The sequence below is a fragment of the Kitasatospora sp. NPDC058184 genome, from assembly GCF_042883725.1.
Classification (GTDB): Bacteria; Actinomycetota; Actinomycetes; order Streptomycetales; family Streptomycetaceae; genus Kitasatospora.
Genome location: NZ_JBHVVE010000015.1, coordinates 204,394 through 224,251, shown reverse-complemented (window position 1 = coordinate 224,251; position 19,858 = coordinate 204,394). Strand labels below are relative to the sequence as shown.

Below are 19,858 nucleotides of genomic sequence, written 5' to 3'. Positions count from 1 at the left end.
AGACGGGTGGGACGGCAGGTCTAGAGGTCGGCGATCCGCCACACCCCGATCGACTTGTCGGCGAAGCGGTGCTCGACCCGTGTGCCGTCCTCCTCGGTGACGTAGACCTCGGTGCACTGCTCGTCGAGCACCCGGAAGGGCTCGGGCAGCAGGAAGGGGGCCCGCCGGAGGTTGAGCGGACGCCAGCCGCCCGCATCGGTGGCGGCCTCGTTCCCGGCCCGCCCGATGAAGGTGGTCGTCGCCAGGTAGGTCGAGCCGCTGCGCCGGATGTTGTCCAGCGCGCGGTGGACGTCGTCGTCTCCGAGGTGCACCAGGCAGTCGCGGGAGAACACCAGGTCGACCTCCGGCAGCGGGTCGCGGGTGAGGTCGAGGACCCGGAACTCGCGGTCGGCGCGGGCGAAGCGCGCCCGGTTGCGCTCGACCACCGCGGGGACGATGTCGGCACCGGTGTAGCGGTCGACGCCCAGGTCGACCCTGGACATCCAGAAGAAGTCCCCGCACGGCGCGTCGAGCAGGCTCCGGACGCCGAGCTCGGCGAGCAGGGACGGCAGTTCGGCACGCAGCGCGGCCGTCTGGGCCAGGTTCGACCCGAGGCCGGAGCGGGATTCGTCGTCGTCGGCCCCGCTGTCCTCGGTCAGGGTCCAGGCCCCGCTGGCGTAGATCCGGGCGAAGGTCTCCTGGAGCGGCACGCGCGGTGGCCCGTCGGCTTCCGGTGCCGCCACGGAACCGCGCGTGCCCTGCTCCCGGGTGTCGTCGGTCATTGGTCCTCCTTGGTCGTACGGACGGATGCCGGCACTGCTGCCGAAGCCTGTTGCGGACGGTCCGCCCCCGCCTCCGCCGCGGCCTGCGGCTCGGACGGCAGGGTGCGGACCCCCGGGACGGCCAGCACGACGCCCGCGGTCGCGGCGACCAGGCAGGCCGCGCCCAGGAAGACGGCGCCGCTGCCGACGCGGTCCGCGATCGGGGCGGCGACCGCCAGGCCGAGCGGGAGGAAGACGAACGAGCCGAAGGCGTCGTAGGACATCACCCGGGACATCGACTCCTCCGGCACGTGCTTCTGCAGTGCCGTGAGGAAGGTGACGTCGTTGAGGCTCATGCACAGGCCGGTGACGAACATCGCGCCGGCGGTGACGGCGACCGGCGCGGCGCAGGCCAGCGCGACCAGGGACGGCACGATCCCCAGGGTGAACAGCACCGCGGCCCGCAGGGGCCGGCGGGGCCGCAGCCGGATGGCCAGCAGGCTGCCCGCCACGAAGCCGACCGCCTGCGCGGTGAGGACGGCGGCCCATCCGGAGGCGCCGCCGAGGTGCGCCTCGGCCTCGACCGGTCCCAGCACGATGAAGCCGGCGCCGATGCACACGTTCACCAGCGCGAGTTGCGCCACCGCCGCCCACAGCCAGGTCCGTTCGGTGAACTCCCGCCACCCGTGCCGGAGTTGGAAGAAGATCCCTTCCTCCGTGGGCGACGGCTGGTCCGCCGTGCCGGTCAGCCGGACTCCGGCGAGGAGCACCGCGGACACCAGGAACGTCGCCGCGTCCACCACCAGTGCCCAGCCGGCGCCGAGCAGGACGACCAGCACGCCCGCGAGGGCCGCGCCGCCGATGCTGCCCGCGTTCATCGACAGCTGGACCAGCGCGTTGGCGGACTGGATCTTCTCGGCGGGCACGAGCTGCACCGTGACGCTCCGGGACGCCGGGGTGAACAGCGCGCTGGCGGCGCCGCTGACCATCGACAGGACGACCAGGCCCGCCAGGGAGTCCGTCCCGGTCAGCACCAGGACCGCGACCGCTCCCTGGGCGAGACCCGCGGTCAGGTCCGCCCCGACCATGACCCGGTGCCGCGGCAGCCGGTCGGCCAGGACACCGCCGTACAGCAGGAACGCGACCTGGGCGGCGATCCGGGCGGCGGCGACGATCCCGAGGGTCGAACCCGAGCCGTCCGGCATTCCGAGGACGGCGAAGGCGAGCGCCACCGGTGCGATGGCGTCACCCAGGAGGGAGACGGACCGGGCGGAGAACAGCAGCAGGAAGGAGCGGTCTCGGAGGATGGAGAGGTCGGCGCGCACACAAGGCCTTTCACGTTCTGGCCCGACGGGATCGAGCTGGTCGGGGAGCCGTCACACCGCGGTCCGGTCCGGGTGGTCGGGGAGCCGTCACACCGCGGTCCGGTCCGGGTGTTCGGGGGACGGTGCCGAGAGGCGGGCGCGGGTGGCGGCGAGCCGCTCCAGTGGCACCGGGTCGGCCGTCCAGGGGCGGTGGAGATGGTCCCCGGCCGCCCTGGGCACCAGGTGGACGTGCAGGTGGAACACGTCCTGCCAGCCCGCGTCCCGGTTCGCCTGGAACAGCGTCAGGCCGTCCGGAGCCAGCACGTCCCGGATCCGCCCGGCCATCAGGTGGACGGTGGCCATCACGGCGGCGGCGTCCTCCGGGGTGATCTCCCAGAGGTCGGCGGCGTGGCGCTTGGGGATCACCAGGGTGTGCCCGTCCATGACCGCGGTGATGTCGAGGAAGGCGATGGTCCGCTCGTCCTCGTGGACGACGGCGGCGGGCAGCCGGCCCCCGACGATGGCGCAGAACACGCAGTCCGCGGACCGCGGGCCGTCGCCCCGGTCCCGCTCCGGCCCGGCGGTGGGCGCGGTGGGCCCAGGGGCCGCGGTGGTCGGCCGGGCCGTCATCGCGCGACCCGGCGGGAGAGTTCGGCCAGGTCGCCGGCGGTCCGCGACAGTGGGAAGCGCCCGCTGTTGACCAGGCCGGCCGCGGCCAGGTCGTCCAGCCGCTCCGGCGAGCGGAGGAACTCCTCGATGCGGCCCCGGAGCGCCGTGAAGTCCCCGAAGTCGACCGGGAGCGCGGAGCGGCCGAGCACCTCGGTCAGGCCCGGCACGGGCTGGTAGGCGACCGGCAGGCCGCACGCCTGCGCCTCGATGGTCACCAGCCCGAACGCCTCCAGCCGGAGCGAGGGGACGATCAGGAGGTCGTGTCCGCCGAACGCGCGCCACAGGTCCTCCCGGGACAGCCAGCCGAGGCAGCGCACCCGCGACAGGTCGGAGCGTGCGGCCAGGGCCGCGAACTCCGCCGGGGGAGCGGCCACGGAGAGCTCCACCCCGGGGAGCGAGGCCACCGCCGCGATCAGGCCGGAGGTGGCCTTCTCGGCGGTGAGCCGACCCGCGTAGAGCACCCGCAGGACGCCCGCTTCGCGCTCCGCGCCGTGCCCCGCCGCCCCGGTGGGCCGGTCGGCCAGCAGCCGGTCGGGGACGCCCCAGGGGATGTGGACGATCCGGTCCGACGGGACCGGGGCGATCCGGCGCAGCCGGTCCGCCATCGCCCCGGTGGGGACGACGATCGCGTCGGCCGATGCCGCGGTCTCCCGCAGAACGGCGGCCTGGGTCGGGTGGTCCTCGGCGAACAGCAGGTCGGTGCCGTGCACCAGCGCGATGCTCGGCCGGTCGGGAAAGACCTGCTGCAGGGCGGCCGTCGCGCCGAAGGCCAGGTGTTGGAGGTGCAGCACGTCGTGGTCGGCGGCGGGGTACCTGTCCCGGACGGCGGCGCCGAGCCGGTCCACGTAGGCCCAGAACGCCGGCCCCGACACCGTCTTGCCCGGCACCGCGAGCAGGGCCGGTGAACCGGAGGTGTCGGGCGCCTGCCGGTCCTCCGGGGCGAGCATGAAGACGTCGGCGGGGATGAGCGGTTCCGGCCCGCCGTACAGGTCGCGCAGCAGCTCGACGCTGCCGCCGGGGCTGTCCGGGGGGAGGTCGATCCCGGTGAGGACGTTCACGCGAGCTCCTCGTACAGTCGCGACGTGTCGATGCCGCTGGTCCGGGTGTACTTCCGGCCCATGCTCTGGTAACTGGCCTCCGCGCCGAGGGTCTTGAGGAAGATGATCTTCCCGAAGGTCATCCCCGGGTAGATCCGCACCGGGCGCACCACGCGGATCTCGAGCGTCCACCGGATGGCGTGGCCGACGTGGCCGAGCGGTGCCGAGACGTGCACCCAGACGCCCAGCGCGCCCACCGTGCGGTCACCGTTGATCATCTGCGCGAAACGCTCGGAATGGGTGCGCTCGTGGGTGACCCCGAGGTAGAGCCTGCCCGGCAGCAGCACCATGCCGTCCGGCGGGATGGTGCGCTCCTCGAACTCGGTGGAATGCGCCGCGTCGAGTTCGGACTCGCACACCCGGATGGTGTCGCCGAGTCGCCAGTCGTAGGCGTTCGGGGAAATCCTTCGGGGGTCGAACGGCTCTATGACGATGTCACCGGAGTCGATCGACCTGGCTATTTCCGCCCGGGTGAGGATCACAGCTGCCCCAACTTGTCCCGCCAGTAGCGCGATTCCTGCGGTCCGACCGCGCCCTGGTATTTCCCGGAATAGGGCTCGATATCGCCGAGCGTGTCGAAGAACATGATCTGCCCGATCTTCATCCCGGGATACACCCGCAGCGGTCGGACCGCGGACAGCATGAGGGTCCACTGGCCGTGGAAGCCGATGTCCCCGATCGGGGCGGTGATCTCCACGAAGAGCCCGAGCCGGCCGACCGAGGAGCGCCCGAAGAGCAGGGGTACGAAGACGTCGGATCCGACCTCCTCCACGGTGTGCCCCAGGTAGAGCTGGTCGGGCTCCAGCACGAAGCCGCTGGAGTCGATCTTGGTGGCGTCGGTCCGGTTGGGCCGGTACGCGTCGATGACGCTGTCCGTGTAGGTGATCAGCGTCTCCCCGAGGCAGACGTTGTAGCTGTTCGGGTTCACCTGGTCCCGGTTGAACGGGGATATGGAAATCCTGCCGTCGCGGGCGGATTCAACGATTTCTGGTCCCGTCAGGATCACAGGAGGCTCCCACTCTTCCGGCCTGCCGGACAAAACGGCGGGCGCGCACCGACGAGGCTTTTACGGGTCGTTTTCCAGGACGTTTGCCAGCTCGTCCGAGCATGCTCCATACTCATCCCCCATGAAACACGTCATAGCCCTTGATGTGGGCGGTACCGGAATCAAGTCCGCCCTGATCGGAAGCAGCGGAGAATTACTTCACCAGGCCCGCCGGGAAACCCCTCGCGAACGCGGCACCGACACCGTCGTGGAATCGGTGCTCGAGGCGGCCGCCGAAATGCGCGCCCACGGCGAGCGCCGCTTCGGCCGGCCCGCGGCCGCGGTGGGCGTCGCCGTGCCCGGCATCGTCGACGTCGGCACGGGCACCGTCGTGTTCGCGGCCAACCTCGGTTGGCACGACCTCCCGCTCGGCGCGCTGCTGGCCGACCGCCTGGGCGGCGTGCCGGTCGCCTTCGGCCACGACGTCCGCACCGGAGGACTCGCCGAGCAGCGGATCGGCGCCGGCCGGGGCACCGAACAGTTCCTCTTCCTGGCCATCGGCACCGGCATCGCGGGCGCGATCGCCCTCGGCGGACGGATCGAGGCGGGCGCCCACGGCGCCGGCGGCGAGATCGGCCACATCGTGGTCCGGCCCGGAGGCGCCGCCTGCCCCTGCGGCCGGCGCGGCTGTCTGGAGCAGTACGCCTCGGCCTCGGCCGTCGGACGGGCCTGGGCCGCGGCCTCGGGCCGACCGGCCGCCGACGCGGCGGACTGCGTCCGGGCGCTGGAGGCCGGCGACAGCCGCGCCCGGACGGTCTGGGACGACGCCCTGGCCGCGCTCGCCGACGGTCTCGTCACCTGCCTCACCCTGCTCGACCCGGGCACCGTGATCATCGGAGGCGGGCTGGCCGAGGCCGGGGACACCCTGTTCGAACCGCTGCGCGCGGCGGTCGGGAAGCGGCTCGCCTTCGAGCGGATGCCGGAGATCGTGCCGGCGGCACTCGGGGAGACGGCGGGCTGCCTCGGCGCCGGCCTGCTGGCCTGGGACCTCCTCGGCGGCTGACGTCCCGCGCCCCCCGCCGTCGGCCCGCCGCTCCCGCAGCGGGCCGACGGCGCGGGTACGGGACGGTACGGGCCGCGCATCAGGCCCCCGCCAGCACGGCGAGCTCCGCCCTCACGGACTGCTGCTCCCAGCTCTCCCGATCGCGCAGGTAGACCGGCCGGTCGGCCTCGATGGCCCGGGTCTCGGCCCCGCCCGGCGTGAGCCGCCAGCGCACCGAGCCCGTCACCGGCCGGGCGCAGAAGTCCATGAACGACTGGGTGGCCGCCCGCAGTTCGCCGAACCAGCGGCCCTCCAGCGCCTCCCGCACCCACAGCTGTTCGAGGTGCATCTTCTCGCGGATCGTCTCGGCCGAGAGCACCGCCGACTCGAGGTGCCGGTAGCTGCGCAGCAGGAGCCACGCGGCCGGCATCTCCCGGATCTCCAGCACCTTCTCGCCGCCGGCGAGGTGCTCCAGGCCGCTGTACCGCCCGAGGCCGAAGGCGCCGACCCGCCGGTTCAGCTGGTCGATCAGCGGCACCAGCGGCAGGCGGGTGCCGTCGACCGCCACCGGCGTACCCCCCTCGAACCGCACCTCGACGCCGTCCTCGGTGACCGCCGGTCGGCGCGCGCTCCACCGGAACAGCTGCTCCGGCACCGCGTGCTGCTCGGGGTCGTCCAGGAGCCCGGACTCGAACTCGCGGCACCAGAGGTTCGAGTCGCCGCTCACGACGCGCTCGCTCATCCGGGCGAGGCCGGCCTCCTTCAGCTCCTGGATCTTGACCTCCCGGCCCACCGGGTCGAGGTCGTACGGGCTGCCGTAGGCGCCGTCGAAGCCCAGCAGTTCCATGGCGCCGTTGAGTCTGCGCATGGTGTTCTGGGAGCGGTTGGCGGTGTGCAGGACGGCCGCCGCCCCGAGCTCCTCCGCCAGTTCGGTGGCGAACCGGGCGATCAGCGGGCGGCTCAGGGTCGAACTCACCGGGTGGGTCCCCAGGTAGACCGCCTGGCTGACGATGGCCGCCCGCACGAACTCGTCGGCGAAGGCTCCACGGCCGTCCACGACGTGCAGCCGGACCCCCAGCTCGTCGGCGATCTGCTGTTTCTGTTCGCTGGTCTCGTCCTCGCCGAGGTCCACGCTCAGCGCGTGGACGTTCCGGAACCCGGCGTTCTTCAGCCGCAGCAGGAGGAAGCTGCTGTCGAGCCCTCCGCTGAAGAGCGTGACGACGGGGGCTTCCGCCGGCAGGGCATCGGTGGTGAGTTGACGGAAGGAGCGGATCAAGCGGTGATGGCTTTGCATGATGGTCCTTCGAGACGCGGTGGGGGAAGTGGTTCGGCGCGTGCGGCGGCCGTCCCGCGGGTGAGGTCCGCGGCCCGGGCGGCGGGCGGCCTCAGTCGTCCGAGTAGGTGCCGAAGGAGGAAGCGGATTCCGGCCAGTTCTCCTTCTGCCACCGGCGCAGTTCGGGGTAGCTCGCGTGCGCGGGCACGACCAGCAGCCGCTCGTCGAACCACGCGGTCAGGGAGTCGCGGCGTTCGCGGAACTCCTCCCGGGTGCGGCCGCTCAGCACGACCTGGCCGACGGCCTCGGTGGTGCTCGCGAGCGCGTCCGCCATGCGGAAGCCGTACGGGAGTTCCAGTCGCAGGTACTCGACCCCGGGCAGGGCGCGCACCTCGGCCGGGGTCGGGTAGCCGACCAGGACGCCGGGACGGTTGTTGAGGTAGGTGGAGCCGATCGTTTCGGGCCGTACCGAGGGCTCGATCCGGGGGTCGGTCCCGGCCGCGCAGCGCAGCCCGGCGAGCGCCAGGTCGACGCCGAACTTGGCTTCGACCAGCTCGGGTTGGAGCAGGCCTCCGGTCCGGGCCGCACATTCGCCGAACACCAGCCTCCCGGTGTCCGGCTGGTGGAAGAGCTCCATGTGGAAGGTGCCGCGCCGCAGGCCGAGCGCGCGCAGGGCCGGTTCCACGACCGAGCGTGCGAGGTCGTAGGCGGAGGCGTCGGCGACGGGGTCGAACACCTCGACCTGGAGCGCCCGGTTGAAGTCCACCGTGCTCAGGCAGGGCTCGCCGTACGTGCTGACGCTGAGGAACCGCAGCTCTCCGTCGAAGACCACGCCGTCGGCGATCCACTCGTCGCCCGCAACGAACTCCTCCAGCACGAAGGTCCGTTGGGGCATGCCGGCGCGCCGGAGCTCGGCACACCGGGCGATCAGCCCGGCGCGGCCCTCGACGACCGAGGTGTTCCGGGTGCCGGCACCGGCGACCGGCTTGAGGACCGCCTTGTCGAAGTCCTCGACGCTCGCCGGATCCAGGTGGTGGACGTCCTCGATCAGGCGGGACCGGGTGACCTCGATGCCGGCCGCGGCGAGCGCCTCCTTCTGCAGCCACTTGTCCCGGAACCGCACGGCGGTGTCCGGGTCCACGGCGACCGGGGCGCCCAGGACCTCGCCCAGGGCCGCCACGGTGACCAGGGCGAACTCGTCCCCGGTGTGGACGCAGTCGAAGTCCCGGTCGGCGAGGCCGGCCCGGTGCAGCGCGAGCAGCACGCTCTCCACGCTGGAGGTGTCCTCGGCGAAGACGGTCTCGACCCCGTCCGGAATTCCGATGAACCCCCAGTCGCGCAGGCCGGGGCCGTGCACCACGACGGGCTCGATTCCGTTGCGGAGCGCGGCCCGGATCAGGTACGGGTCCGCTCCGACGATCAGGGCCGAGGATCGGTTCTCAGACACGGGTCTCCTTTGGAACGGGGCGGGTCCAGCCCACGATGTTCGTGCATCGATTCAGTGGCAATGCCCCACCTGATGCCGCCGCTTCGGCGAATTCGCCGGGGCCTCGGGCGCGAATGACCGGGGGAATGCCTGCGGGGATGCGCGGAATGCGTCCCGTTCCACGTATCCGTCACGCTCCGACGGATACGCGAACCCCCCGGTCGGCTCCGGAACCATGGCGTCGTGGTTCTTGATCCATAGTCCATGACAAGCAGTTGATGTGCAATGGCACATTGCATCTCGCGGTGCCGGCGTCCCTATTTGACCTGTTTTGGCCGTCTATTTTCACATCGGATCACAAGTGGAGTCGGATCCTCCAGCGCGCTCGACAGGGCTTCCCCGGAGGGCATGTGACGGACCATCGGACAACCGGGCGTGTCTCCGGCGATCTGGGCAAGCGGGGCCGGATCGGACATAGCGCATGATTGCCGGTATTCCCCGGAAGAGGGTGGCGGGACCTCTTCCGATTGCTTAGGCTCCTGGAGGTTCCGGCACTTGCCCGGTGCGGCGGAAAACGGGATCCGACGGAATTCCCGGACGCGCCGCGGTCGGCCCTTTCCGCCTCCCGGCCCGGCCGGAGTGAGGACACCTGACAATTCCGTCCCGGCCGACCCGGACCTTCACGGGAACCCGCGCGACCCGTCGGCCGCCGGGATTCCCGCCCACCCGTGCGGCGTCGGCGTCGGTCCCATCAACACGCATTACGCGGCGCCGTGTCCATCGACCCGGTCAGCGCACGAGAGGACGGAGTCAGCCAGTGATCCAGCGGAACAACGGACCGACCGGGGACGAGCCGGGGGCCACCGTGCACGCCCTGTTCGAACACCATGCGGAGCTCGCCCCGGACCGGACGGCCGTGGTCGCGGACGACGGGCAGCTGAGCTACCGCGAGCTGAACGCCCGCGCGAACCGGCTGGCCTGGCGGCTGCGCGAGGCGGGCGTCGGGCCCGACACGCTCGTGGGCATCTGCGTCGAACGCTCCGCGGCGATGATCGTCGGGCTGCTGGGCATCCTGAAGGCGGGCGGTGCGTACGTCCCGCTCGACGCCGGATACCCCGCCGAGCGGCTGGAGTTCATGCTCCGGGACACCGCCGCCCCGGTGCTGGTGACCCAGCGCCGGCTCGCCGACCGGCTCCCCGCGGGCCGGGCGACCGTCGTCCTGCTCGACGAGGACCCGGCCCACCACCCCTCCGGGAACCCGCCCGTCGTCGGCCGGCCGGAGCTCGCCAACGTCATCTACACCTCCGGATCCACCGGAACACCCAAGGGCGTCCTGGTTCCGCACCGGAGCGTCGTCCACCTGGTGACCGATCAGGACTACGTGTCCATCGCGCCGGACGACCGGGTCGCCGCCCTCGCCACGCTGTCCTTCGACGCCTCCACCTTCGAGATCTGGGGGCCCCTGCTCAACGGCGCGACCTGCGTCGTCTACAGCTTCGGCGGCACCGACCTGACCGCCCTCTGCCGCCGGGTCCGCCGGGACGCCGTCTCCGTCCTGCACCTGACCAGCCCCGTCTTCCGGCTGCTGGAGCCGGCGCACCTCGCCGACCTCTCCGGGGTGCACACCCTCCTGTTCGGCGGGGACTCCATCCGGGCCGAGGTGGCGGACCTCGCGCGGCAGGCCTTCGCGGGGCGGCTGATCCACCTGTACGGGCCGACCGAGACGACCGGCTTCGCGACCTACCAGGACGTCCGGACCATGGCACCGGACGCCACGATGATCCCGATCGGCACCCCGCTCGACCGGGTCCGGGTCCGGGTGCTCGGGCCGGACGGAGCGGACGTCCCGGACGGGGAGAGCGGAGAGCTCCACATCGGCGGAGCCGGCATGACCCGCGGCTACCTCGGCCGCGCCGAACTCACCGCCGAACGCTTCGTCCCGGACCCCGACGACCGCGCCGGCTCCCCGCTCTACCGCACCGGTGACCTCGTCCGGCGCGGCCCGGACGGGGCGCTGCGCTTCCTGGGCCGGATCGACCGCCAGATCAAGGTGCGCGGCTACCGGATCGAACCGGGCGAGATCGAGGCCGCGCTCACCCGGCACCCCGGGGTGCACGACGCGGTCGTGGTGGCCCGGGACGACGGCGCGGGGGACAAGCGCCTCGACGCCTACGTCGTCCCCTCCTCCGGACCTGCCTCCGGATCTGCCTCGGGACCTACCTCCGGACCTGTCGGCACCGGCGACGGCGCGGGACGCGACCGGGAACTCGTGGCCGACCTGCGCCGGCGGCTCTCGACGGAGCTGCCGCGGTACCAGCGCCCGGCCTCGATCACCGTGATACCGGCGATCCCGCTCACGACGAACCTCAAGGTGGACGCGGCGAAGCTGCCCGCCCCCGCCGAGGAGCGCGATGCCGCCCAGGGCTCCCCGACCGCCCCCCGCGACGAGCTGGAGTCGGCGCTCGCCGCGCTCTGGCGCGAGATGCTCGGACTCACCGAGGTCGGGATCGACGACGACTTCTTCACGCTCGGCGGCGACTCCGTCTCGGCGGTGCAGCTGGCCACCGCCGCGACCCGGCTGTCCGGCGTCCCGGTCACGGTGCGTGACGTCATCGGCTCCCCGACCATCCGCGGACTGTCCGCCCTGGCCGACGGATCCGCCGCGGTACGGACCGACGGTGCGGCCGGCGCTCCGGCCGGTTCGCCGCGGCCGACTCCCGCCGGAGGCCCCGCATGAGCGGCCGGGCCCCCGCCGACGCGCCCCTGACCAGGGCGCAGAAGTTCCAGTGGTTCCTGGAGAAGGGGCTGGCCGAAGGACTCCGGCCGCTCCCGGCGGGGACCGACGAGGCCGCCGCCCAGCGCCTGGTGCACGCGCTGGAGGACCGGTTCGAGATCCTCCGCACCTCCCTCGCCGTCATCGACGGAGAACTGCGGCAGCTGGTCCACCCGTCGGGCTCCCCGGTGCGGGTCGTCGACGTCGCACCGGACGGCACCGCCGAGCGGAGCCTGGCCGACCTGGTACGGGTGTTCACCGCGCACACCCACGGCAGGGTCGGCCGGTTCCTCGTGCAGTTCCACCTGCTCCGGTCCGGGGACCGGCGCTGGTTGGCGGTGGTCGCCGACAACGTGGCCGTGGACGCCGGGTTCCACGGCGTGGTGGACCAGCAGCTCACCGACCTGCTGCACGGACGGACGGACAGCCCGGACACCGGAGTCCCGCACCGGGGACCCGGGATCCAGCCGGCCGAGCAGGCCCGGCGCGAGGCCGACCCCGGCGAGGACACCGAACGCACCAGGGCGCTCGACTACCTGCGGCGGCACTTCTCCCACGCACCGGCACGGATGCACCCGCACCACCCTCCGGGCGAAGGGACGGCGGGCCGCTACTACCGGAGCACGCTCACCCTGCCCGGCGCGGACGGCCTCTTCGCCCGCGGCATGGCCCACACCGGGCTGCTGCCCTCGGCCGTCGTCCTCGCCGCCTTCGCCCAACTGCTCTGCCTGCGTGCCGACACCGACGCGTGCACCGTCAACGTGTCGCTCGACAACCGGCACAACGCCGACCTCCGCCGCGTGCTGTGCGCCACCGCGCAGCGCTCCCCGGTGGCCCTCCGCCGGCAGGGCCGGAGTCTGCTGGAAGCGGCCGCCGAGGTCCAGCGGACCCTGGCCGAGGGGCACCCCGCCTACGGCCGGTACGACCCCTTCGACCTGATCCGCGAACGGGTCGAGGCCCAACACCGTCGAGGCGTCTGCCTCTCCACCGACCTCGCCTTCAACTTCATTCCGCCGCCGCAGGGTTGGCGGGAGCTGATCGAGGCCGAGCCCGGCCCCACGGACGGGCCCGGCTCCGCAGATCGGCCTGGTTCCACGGACGGGTCCGGCTCGACGGGCGGGCCTGGCTCGACGGACCGGCCCGGCTCCCGGATCAGCTGGGCGAGCACCGCGGAGACCTCCTACGAGTACGGAGCCAGCCTGTCGGTCCGCTGGGCCGACCCGCACACCGTCCGGCTGTCCGTCCACGGCGACTCCAGGGTCCTGGAACCCGAGCAGTGCGCGGCACTGCTGCGCGGCGTCGAGCTGGTCCTGACCCGGGCCGCGACGGGCCGGGACTGCTCGCCGGACGAGGTCGCGTCCGCCGTGGGACTGCTCCGGCTTCCCCGCGGCCCCCGCGAACGGTACTCCGGCGGGCGGTGGATCGACCTCCGCGCGATCGAGGACCTCCTGCTCGCCCTGCCCGGGGTCACGGCGGCCGGGGCGTCGCTCGAACCCGGCGGCGCGTCCGGCACCCCCCCGGCTGACCGCCCGGGTCACCGCGGCCGACGGCAGCGCGCTCACCCCGTTCGACCTGCGGGAGGAACTGCTCCGCGCCGCGCACACGGGCGCGATCCCGGTGGTCCCCGACTGGTTCGAGATCGACGGCGGCGACGTCTCGGACGGGCGGTCGCTCCCCGGCCGCCCGGCGGCCACGGCCGAGGAGACCGCGCTGCTCACCGCCCTGAGCGGGGCCGGGACCGAGCCCGGCCGGGCCCCCGACCTCGACCTCTGCTACCTGCGGGCGGGCGGCCGGCCGGAGCACTACCCGCGCTTCGCGGAGCTGCTCCGCCGGCTCGGCTACCACCCGCCCGGTTTCGCCCAGGTCAGTGGCATGGCCACCCTGCGCAGCCTGGCCCGGGAACTCCGTCCGTCCGGCCGGGCCGGAGGCCGGCCCGCGACGCCGGCCGGCTGACTGGGCCCCGGCGGACGCGACCGCGCCAACCGATCCGTGACCCACCGACCCTCGGAGCACCCATGACCAACGCAACGCCGGAGCCGGTCCTGTCCCAGGAGGAGGTCGATCGCTTCTGGCGGGACGGGTACCTGCTGATCCGCGGCGTCCTGACCAGGCAGCAGGCCAGGCACCACGCCGGCCTGATCCTCGACCTGCTCCCGCGAGACCTGCGCGTCCCCGACCACTGGGAGGCGTACGACGGCCGGTTCAAACCCTTCAACACCCCGGGGAACCAGACCTTCGACGGACCGGAGTTCATCCCGCTCTTCCAGAACGAGCGGCTCTACCGGGTGGCGGCCCAGCTCCTGGGACACCCCCGACTGCTCGTCCGGGACGGCTCGGTGGCCATCACCATGCGCAACGACACGGCGCACCCCAGCGAGCTGAGCCAGGACCTGCACATCGACCCGGCGGTACCCGAGGACGCGGACGAGTTCCTGCTCACCCCCGAGGAGGTCGAGATCGGGGGCTGCTACTACTTCACGGACGTGGCCCCGGGCGGCGGCGGCATCCACGTCGTGCCCGGCGGCCACCGGATCGTCGAGGCCGAGGCCCGCGCCGTCCGCCGGGGGCGGCAGCTGCACGACAAGTGGCGCAACATCCCGGACCTCGAGAGCGCCGAAGTGACCGGGCAGGCAGGCGACTTCGTGCTGACCCACCATCTGATGCCGCACGCCGCCTCGCACAACCGGCGCCCCGACGTCCGGGTCGCCCAGTTCGTCCGCTACGCGCGGGACGACCAGCCCTGGGACGCCGGCGAACGCCCCGGTGACCGCCCGGCCGGTCACTCCTACAACGACCTGCAGACCGCGGCGATGACCCCGCTGGGCCGCCGGCTGCTCGGCGTCGACCCCTGGTAGCGGGCCCTGGCGGTGGCCGGTCCAGCACCAGTGGACCGGTCACCCGTACCGGCACCGGCAGCGACACCGGCACTGGCAGCGACACTGGCACCGGCACTGGCACTGCCACAGGCACGCCCGGCAGACCACCCCTCAAGGAGGCCACCACCATGACGACACACCCGGACGGCATACCGCTCGACCCGTCCGTCGACCACGTAGAGCTGTACGTGGAGGACCTCGACGCCAGCGCACGCCACTACGCCCGGGCCTACGGGTTCACCGTGTACGCCACGGCCGACCGGCCGGGCGAGGCGAGGTCCGTCGCCATCGGCCGGGAGCACATCCGGCTGGTCCTCACCCAGGCCCTGGCGGAGGACCACCCCGCCGCCGACTACGTCCGGCGGCACGGGGACGGCGTCGCCGACATCGCCCTGGCCGTACCCGACGTGGTCGCCGCCTTCGCCGCGACCGTCCGGCGCGGCGCCCGGCCACTGGCCGAACCCGAGGAGAAGGACGGCGTGGTCACCGCGGCCGTCGCCGGCTTCGGCGACCTCCGGCACACCCTGGTCCAGCGCCGCGCGGGAACCGACCACCGGCCGCTGCCCGGTTTCACCCCGGCACCGCGGAGCGAGCCGGAAGCGGACACCGGCCTGCTGGCGGTCGACCACTTCGCGGTGTGCGTCGAGGCGGGCCTGCTCCGGTCCACCGTCGCGTTCTACGAGCAGGTCCTCGGCCTGCGCAACACCTTCACCGAGCGGATCGTCGTCGGCGCCCAGGCCATGGACTCCGAGGTGGTGCAGTCGGTGTCCGGCGGCCTCACGCTCACCATCATCGAGCCCGACACCAGCCGCGAACCCGGCCAGATCGACCACTTCATCAAGAACCACGGCGGCTCCGGCGTCCAGCACATCGCCTTCCGCACCGACGACGCCGTGCGGACCGTCCGGACGATGGCCGAGCAGGGGGTGGCGTTCCTGTCGACGCCGGGCCCCTACTACCGGATGCTCGCCGAGCGGCTGCGGCTGACCCGGCACTCCGTGCCCGCGCTCGCCGCCCTGGGCATCCTCGTCGACGAGGACCACGAGGGCCAGCTCTTCCAGATCTTCACCCGGACGCTGCACCCTCGGCGGACCCTGTTCTTCGAGGTCATCGAGCGGGTCGGGGCCACGACCTTCGGCAGCGGCAACATCAAGGCACTGTACGAAGCGGTGGAAGCGGAACGGCACGAGTGACCGCCACCGCCTCCCGAGGGTCCGGGCCGGCCCGCCGCCCCGGCCCGGACCCTCGGGGGCCGGCGGTCAGCCGGAGACCACCAGCCGGGCCAGCACCGGCAGGTGGTCCGAGGCCACCGGCTCCTCGGTGACCAGGCCGACCCGCACCGGCGTCACCCCCCGGCCCGCGAAGACGTAGTCGATGCAGTCCCGCGGAGCATCGGCCGGGAACGTCGCCACCGGACCACCGTCGTAAACCGTCCAGGAATCGGTGAAAGCAGCCCGAAGCCTGGTTATCTCCGACGTTCCCGGGGTCGCGTTGAAATCGCCGAGCAAAATGGCCGGGCTGGTTTCCCCGATCAGCTCGACGACTTCTTCCGCCTGGCGGATCCGGTCGATTTCCGAGAACAGCTCCAGATGCGTGACGAAGATTTGCAGCGGAATTCCGCCGAGGTCGATCTCGACGTGCAGCAGGCCGCGCTGCTCCTCCCCGGGGGACCGGAAGAGGTGGGTGTTCCGCGCACGGGTGATCGGGTGCCGGGACAGCACCGCCGTACCGTACTGGCACCGCGGAGCCGCCGGCGCCGGCGGGTCCAGGTCGATGTTCGCCCCGTACGCCGGGTGGTAGCCGAGCGACCGCGCCAGCTCCGCCACCTGGTCGTTCCACTGGCTGCGCCCGTCGAAGTGCCGGTCCACCTCCTGGAGCCCGACGATCTCCGCACCGCTGCGCCGGATCACCCGGGCGATCCGTTCCAGGTCGAGGACGCCGTCCGTTCCCTCCCCGTGGTGGATGTTGAAGGACAGGACGTCGACGGTAGCTTCGGCGGAATCCAACCGGCTGTCCATGCGCACTCCTTTTCCACGGCGGACCGTTCCGCCGCTGCGTTGCCTGATCGGCCGGAGCCCATTGAATACGATCGCCGGCCGGGCCGGCAGGAATTCCCCTCCTGGCGAACGGGCATCAACATTGTCGGAATTCCCGCCGCCCCGCCGAAAAACACCCCGGGACGGCAGACGCGGAAAGGCGGTGCGCCGGCCGACGTGGAGGTACGAACCCGCGGGTGCGGGGAGGACGACCTGGCGGCCGTCGCCGTTCTGCTCGGCGTCGGCTGACCCCCTGTCGGTGTACAGGGAAACCGCTCAGGCCGGTACAGACCAACGTGCGCGCGGCGGATAGTGGGTTCAGCCTTCCCTTCGTGTGATGTCGAGGGCTCCGTCGTGTAGGGCGAAGCGGCGGGCCGCCTTGTCGTCAGCCGTGACGGAGGGCCGGCCGGCGCCCTGGAACGCCGCCGTCCGCAACTGGAAGCGGGTGGGGCCGGCGCCGCACATCGCGCGCAGCCGCCACGGGTCGTTCTCGGCGTTCCGCGGGTGCGGTGGTACCGCCAGGTGCACGAGGGCAGAGGCGTCGTGGTCTGCGCCGTAGCGTGTGTGTGCCGAAGTGTAGGAGGCCATCCGGAGTTCGACCTCTACCGGGCCGGGTACCGTCGCGAGGTTCGGAGCGGGCTGCTGCGATGTGCCGGTGATCGGGTGTGGTTGGTCCTGGTCGCGGAGGACGACGAGGAGATCCGGTCGGTGGACGGTCTCCGCCAGCTCGCTGGTGAACCACTCCGCGAGGGCTGGGCCGCCGCGTCCGACCCAGGTCTCGACCAGGTGGCGGAAGGCGGCTTCCCGTCGGTGGGGCAGGCGGTGAGCACCCGCGGCGAGGATTGCCTCGCCGGCTCCGGTGAAGGCTCGGTGGAAGTCGCGTACGGGGATCCGGCCCGCATGCCGGGGACTACGCACCATGCGGACGTCCAGCATGGCGCGGTGCAGAACGGTCGCTGCGGCCATGGCGTTGGCGCCCAGGTCACCCTGGCCATCACCTGTCCCAGATAGTCACGGCCGGGCGTGGACGGTTCCAGGGAGCGAGGAGCCCGTCCAACGAGTGCCCGGCGGCCGCAGCCTGCTCGATCATCCAGGTGCGCCGATCCTCACCGAGGCCGGCCATCCATTCCAACGCTGCCAGAGACCGACGCTCGCGCCCGCCTCGCGTGCCGGCCGTCGCCGAGGTCGCGGAGGCAGCGGTCACGTTGAACCGTCCCGGCGGTACCGGGCCAGCCATTCCAAGCTCACGTCGTTTCCCTGCCGGCGCGTGAGCGGCTCCACTGGCCGGCCGCCTCGCGCGACTCCCAGGCTGTCCAGGAGCCGGTCCACCACACCCTCCGGGTCCGCCAGCGCGTCCTCGTACGTCACCGTGATCGGCGTGATCCCGCTGTCGGAGAACCGGCGCGCCCACTCCTCGTTCTGCTCCCGGATCATGTGCTCCCAGTGCGCGATCCGGTCGCGACGGTAGGGAACGTCAGCACCCACGCCACGAACGTCGTCGGCATACCAGACGTCGGTTTCCAGCGCCCGGTACAGAGACACCGCTTGTGCCGCCGTGTCCAACCGCCGGTTCCACACATATACCGGGCGGTCGAAGGCGCGCTCGATCACCTCGCGCCAGCTCGCTCCACTCGCGGACTGGTATCGCCGCAGCCCGGCGACGACCTCGTCCAGGTACGACCCCATGACGATCAGGCCCAACACGCCGTTGGCTGAAGTCCCGATCCGCATCAGCTTTCGTAGCTGGTCCGGCTGCGTCCGGTGCGCCGGACCGATCGGGATGTCCTCACCGTCCAGTTCGGTAACGTGGTTGTACAGGTACTCCTGCGGGTTGCCCGACAAGCCCGTGCTCTCCAGCAGACCGGCCAGCAGATGAGTCCCTGACCTCGGTGTGCTGCAGATGAGCAGGCATCTGCCCGCCGCCGGCGCCACGTCGCTCGTTCGCGCCACAGGTCGCACCCCCTCTTTGAGCGCCTTGACCGTCGCTCGACCCCCCCTTAGCGTAGTGGTTCCTGGGTCGCACACGTGGGGGGTCGGGGGATGCGCATAGCGATCGCGTTCGACGGTCAGTACGCATCGGCGGCACGCAACATGCTGTCGTCGCTGGCCCGTTGCCTCCCGCCGAAGAGCGGTGTGCGCATCTCGGCACTGATGACAGATGACTCGCCGAGTGCCGACGTCGTCGAGCACGCGATGTCCCGCGGGCTCGATCTGGAGGTCGTCCGTCTGCGCCGCGACCTGTCCGACCTGCCACTGCTGCGCTACCTGACCGGCGCGACGTACGCGCGCCTGTTCCTGCCAGAGCTGGTGCCGGACGACGTGGCGCTGTACATGGACGTGGACGTCGTGCTGATGCGAGACGTGACAGAGCTGTTCGCGACGGACCTCGGTGACAGACCCCTCGCGGCCGTGCGGGACATGTGGCGTCCCAACCTGCGCGAGGCGTTGGCAGGCGGAAGCAACGGACGATTCGCGCCCGACGCGCCCTACTTCAATGCGGGGGTGATGCTGTGCAACCTCCGCCAGTGGCGTCGGGAGAGCTTGACCGAGCGGGCCCTCGACTGGCTCGCCAGCCAGGATCAGGTCCCGGTCTGTCTGGAGCAAGATGCGCTCAACGCGCTCACGCACGGTCGATGGATCGAGCTGGATCCGCGCTGGAACGTGTTCCCGATGACTGACTTCCGCGACATCCCGCCCGAGGCTTGGCCGCCGCGACTGGGTACGGAGTACCACGCGTACCGGGATCAGGAGCGACGCGCCTTCGTGCTCCACTTCATCGGCTCCCGCAAGCCATGGCGTCACCCGTACCCGGACACCGAGAACCTCAGGCGATATCGTCACTTCACCACGCCCACCGTCGAGGACCTGACGCCGAATCCTGTCACCTCGCCGTCTCGGCCGATCTCCCCGACCGTCGAGGACTTGACGCCGAATCCTGTCACCTCGCCATCTCGGCCGACCTCCCCGACTGTCCCGGAGACGTCGCCCCTGGCGCTTACCGGGGGAGGGGGGTCGGCGACATCGCCGGCGGCGGTGTTCGGCTACCCAAACCGGCGTGATCAGGACAAACGACCCGAGCGTCGCAAGAGGCCTCGCTTCGTCTGACCAAGAAGTACGCCTACGGCGACGTCCTCCACGTCGTTCTGGTCGGACGCTTGGCGGCGGAGCTGGAGGCGTTCCAGACGGCTCCGGGCTCCAGCCATCGCCATCGTCTTCTGTTCGCACGGTCCGCTCCACCACGCCCATGCGACGCACCCGCTGCGGCACAGTGCTCCTTGAAGCCTCAGCAAGCCGGTCAGGCAGAAGATGTGTCACCTAGCTTTCAGCACACCGTCCCGGGGAAGTGGCACGAAACCCGGAACGATCAAGGTGGCACGGAGCGCGGATCCAACGAAACGCACAGCTCGCGGACTCGCCATAGGACATCGGGACGCGGAACCCGCGGCCTGTTCCTCCGGCCACGGCCTGCCCGCTGTGGTCCACAGCCTCGGGATGGGCCGCAACGAGATCGGCATGCGTCTGCTCTCCGCGGAGAGCCGCCGCGTTCCGCTGTGCCTGCCGCGATTTTCGGCGACTTGTCCGTCTGGGCGTCGTCTCCTGGGTGCTAGATTCGAACGCGTTCAAAGAGGGTGCTGTG

At 72.0% G+C, this 19,858-nt stretch carries 16 protein-coding genes; 5 read left to right on the top strand and 11 right to left on the bottom strand.

Features of this window, described 5'->3' with window-relative positions; all coding sequences use genetic code 11:
• Positions 1–20 precede the first annotated feature (20 nt).
• From ACFVXH_RS27090 to dcd, 6 genes are all read right to left on the bottom strand, one after another.
• Positions 21–761, bottom strand: a complete 741-nt coding sequence (locus ACFVXH_RS27090; RefSeq protein ID WP_387827990.1) for a class I SAM-dependent methyltransferase — start codon at positions 759–761, stop codon at positions 21–23.
• Positions 758–2,065, bottom strand: coding sequence for an MFS transporter (locus tag ACFVXH_RS27085; protein WP_387827987.1), 1,308 nt, complete (start codon positions 2,063–2,065; stop codon positions 758–760). Before ACFVXH_RS27085 ends, ACFVXH_RS27090 begins: the two co-directional genes overlap by 4 nt.
• Positions 2,066–2,152: 87 nt before the next feature.
• Positions 2,153–2,674, bottom strand: coding sequence for an HIT family protein (locus ACFVXH_RS27080; RefSeq protein ID WP_387827984.1), 522 nt, complete (start codon positions 2,672–2,674; stop codon positions 2,153–2,155).
• Complete coding sequence (locus tag ACFVXH_RS27075; protein ID WP_387827981.1) at positions 2,671–3,771, bottom strand: glycosyltransferase family 4 protein; 1,101 nt, start codon at positions 3,769–3,771, stop codon at positions 2,671–2,673. Before ACFVXH_RS27075 ends, ACFVXH_RS27080 begins: the two co-directional genes overlap by 4 nt.
• Positions 3,768–4,292 carry a deoxycytidine triphosphate deaminase gene (locus tag ACFVXH_RS27070; protein ID WP_375874638.1) on the bottom strand — a complete coding sequence of 175 codons (525 nt, stop codon included), beginning with the start codon at positions 4,290–4,292 and terminating at the stop codon, positions 3,768–3,770. The genes ACFVXH_RS27075 and ACFVXH_RS27070 overlap by 4 nt, the downstream gene beginning before the upstream one ends.
• Entirely contained in the window at positions 4,289–4,816 is a 528-nt protein-coding gene (gene dcd / locus ACFVXH_RS27065) for a dCTP deaminase (protein ID WP_074005876.1), read from the bottom strand. The genes ACFVXH_RS27070 and dcd overlap by 4 nt, the downstream gene beginning before the upstream one ends.
• 121 nt (positions 4,817–4,937) lie before the next feature.
• On the opposite strand from dcd, the gene ACFVXH_RS27060 reads away from it, so the two are divergent.
• The gene (locus ACFVXH_RS27060) at positions 4,938–5,858 is read left to right on the top strand and encodes an ROK family protein (RefSeq protein WP_074005877.1); all 921 of its coding nucleotides are present in this window, start codon (positions 4,938–4,940) and stop codon (positions 5,856–5,858) included.
• Positions 5,859–5,937: 79 nt separating this feature from the next.
• On the opposite strand, the gene ACFVXH_RS27055 is transcribed toward ACFVXH_RS27060, so the two are convergent.
• Positions 5,938–7,131 carry an argininosuccinate synthase-related protein gene (locus ACFVXH_RS27055; RefSeq protein WP_387827976.1) on the bottom strand — a complete coding sequence of 398 codons (1,194 nt, stop codon included), beginning with the start codon at positions 7,129–7,131 and terminating at the stop codon, positions 5,938–5,940.
• A gap of 91 nt (positions 7,132–7,222) precedes the next feature.
• Positions 7,223–8,557 carry a hypothetical protein gene (locus ACFVXH_RS27050; RefSeq protein ID WP_387827973.1) on the bottom strand — a complete coding sequence of 445 codons (1,335 nt, stop codon included), beginning with the start codon at positions 8,555–8,557 and terminating at the stop codon, positions 7,223–7,225.
• A 796-nt stretch (positions 8,558–9,353) separates the two neighbouring features.
• On the opposite strand from ACFVXH_RS27050, the gene ACFVXH_RS27045 reads away from it, so the two are divergent.
• The 3 genes from ACFVXH_RS27045 (at position 9,354) to hppD (ending at position 15,378) form a co-directional block, all read left to right on the top strand.
• Positions 9,354–11,273, top strand: a complete 1,920-nt coding sequence (locus tag ACFVXH_RS27045; RefSeq protein ID WP_387827970.1) for an amino acid adenylation domain-containing protein — start codon at positions 9,354–9,356, stop codon at positions 11,271–11,273.
• Entirely contained in the window at positions 11,270–14,164 is a 2,895-nt protein-coding gene (locus tag ACFVXH_RS27040; protein WP_387827967.1) for a phytanoyl-CoA dioxygenase family protein, read from the top strand. The genes ACFVXH_RS27045 and ACFVXH_RS27040 overlap by 4 nt, the downstream gene beginning before the upstream one ends.
• A 149-nt stretch (positions 14,165–14,313) precedes the next feature.
• A complete protein-coding gene (gene hppD, locus ACFVXH_RS27035) occupies positions 14,314–15,378 on the top strand; it encodes a 4-hydroxyphenylpyruvate dioxygenase (RefSeq protein WP_387827964.1) in 1,065 nt (354 codons plus the stop codon).
• Between the two features lie 66 nt (positions 15,379–15,444).
• Here the strand turns inward: hppD and ACFVXH_RS27030 are convergent, their stop codons facing one another.
• The 3 genes from ACFVXH_RS27030 to ACFVXH_RS27020 all read right to left on the bottom strand — a co-directional run bounded on the left by ACFVXH_RS27030 (position 15,445) and on the right by ACFVXH_RS27020 (position 18,171).
• Positions 15,445–16,203 (bottom strand): endonuclease/exonuclease/phosphatase family protein, encoded by a 759-nt coding sequence (locus ACFVXH_RS27030; RefSeq protein ID WP_387827961.1) that lies wholly within the window; start codon positions 16,201–16,203, stop codon positions 15,445–15,447.
• A gap of 336 nt (positions 16,204–16,539) precedes the next feature.
• A complete protein-coding gene (locus ACFVXH_RS27025) occupies positions 16,540–17,187 on the bottom strand; it encodes a hypothetical protein (protein WP_387827958.1) in 648 nt (215 codons plus the stop codon).
• Between the two features lie 234 nt (positions 17,188–17,421).
• A complete protein-coding gene (locus ACFVXH_RS27020; protein WP_158077789.1) occupies positions 17,422–18,171 on the bottom strand; it encodes a Stf0 family sulfotransferase in 750 nt (249 codons plus the stop codon).
• 90 nt (positions 18,172–18,261) lie between these two features.
• Here ACFVXH_RS27020 and ACFVXH_RS27015 point away from each other — a divergent pair, with 90 nt between their 5' ends.
• Positions 18,262–19,326, top strand: a complete 1,065-nt coding sequence (locus ACFVXH_RS27015) for a glycosyltransferase (protein WP_387827955.1) — start codon at positions 18,262–18,264, stop codon at positions 19,324–19,326.
• Positions 19,327–19,858: the final 532 nt, after the last annotated feature.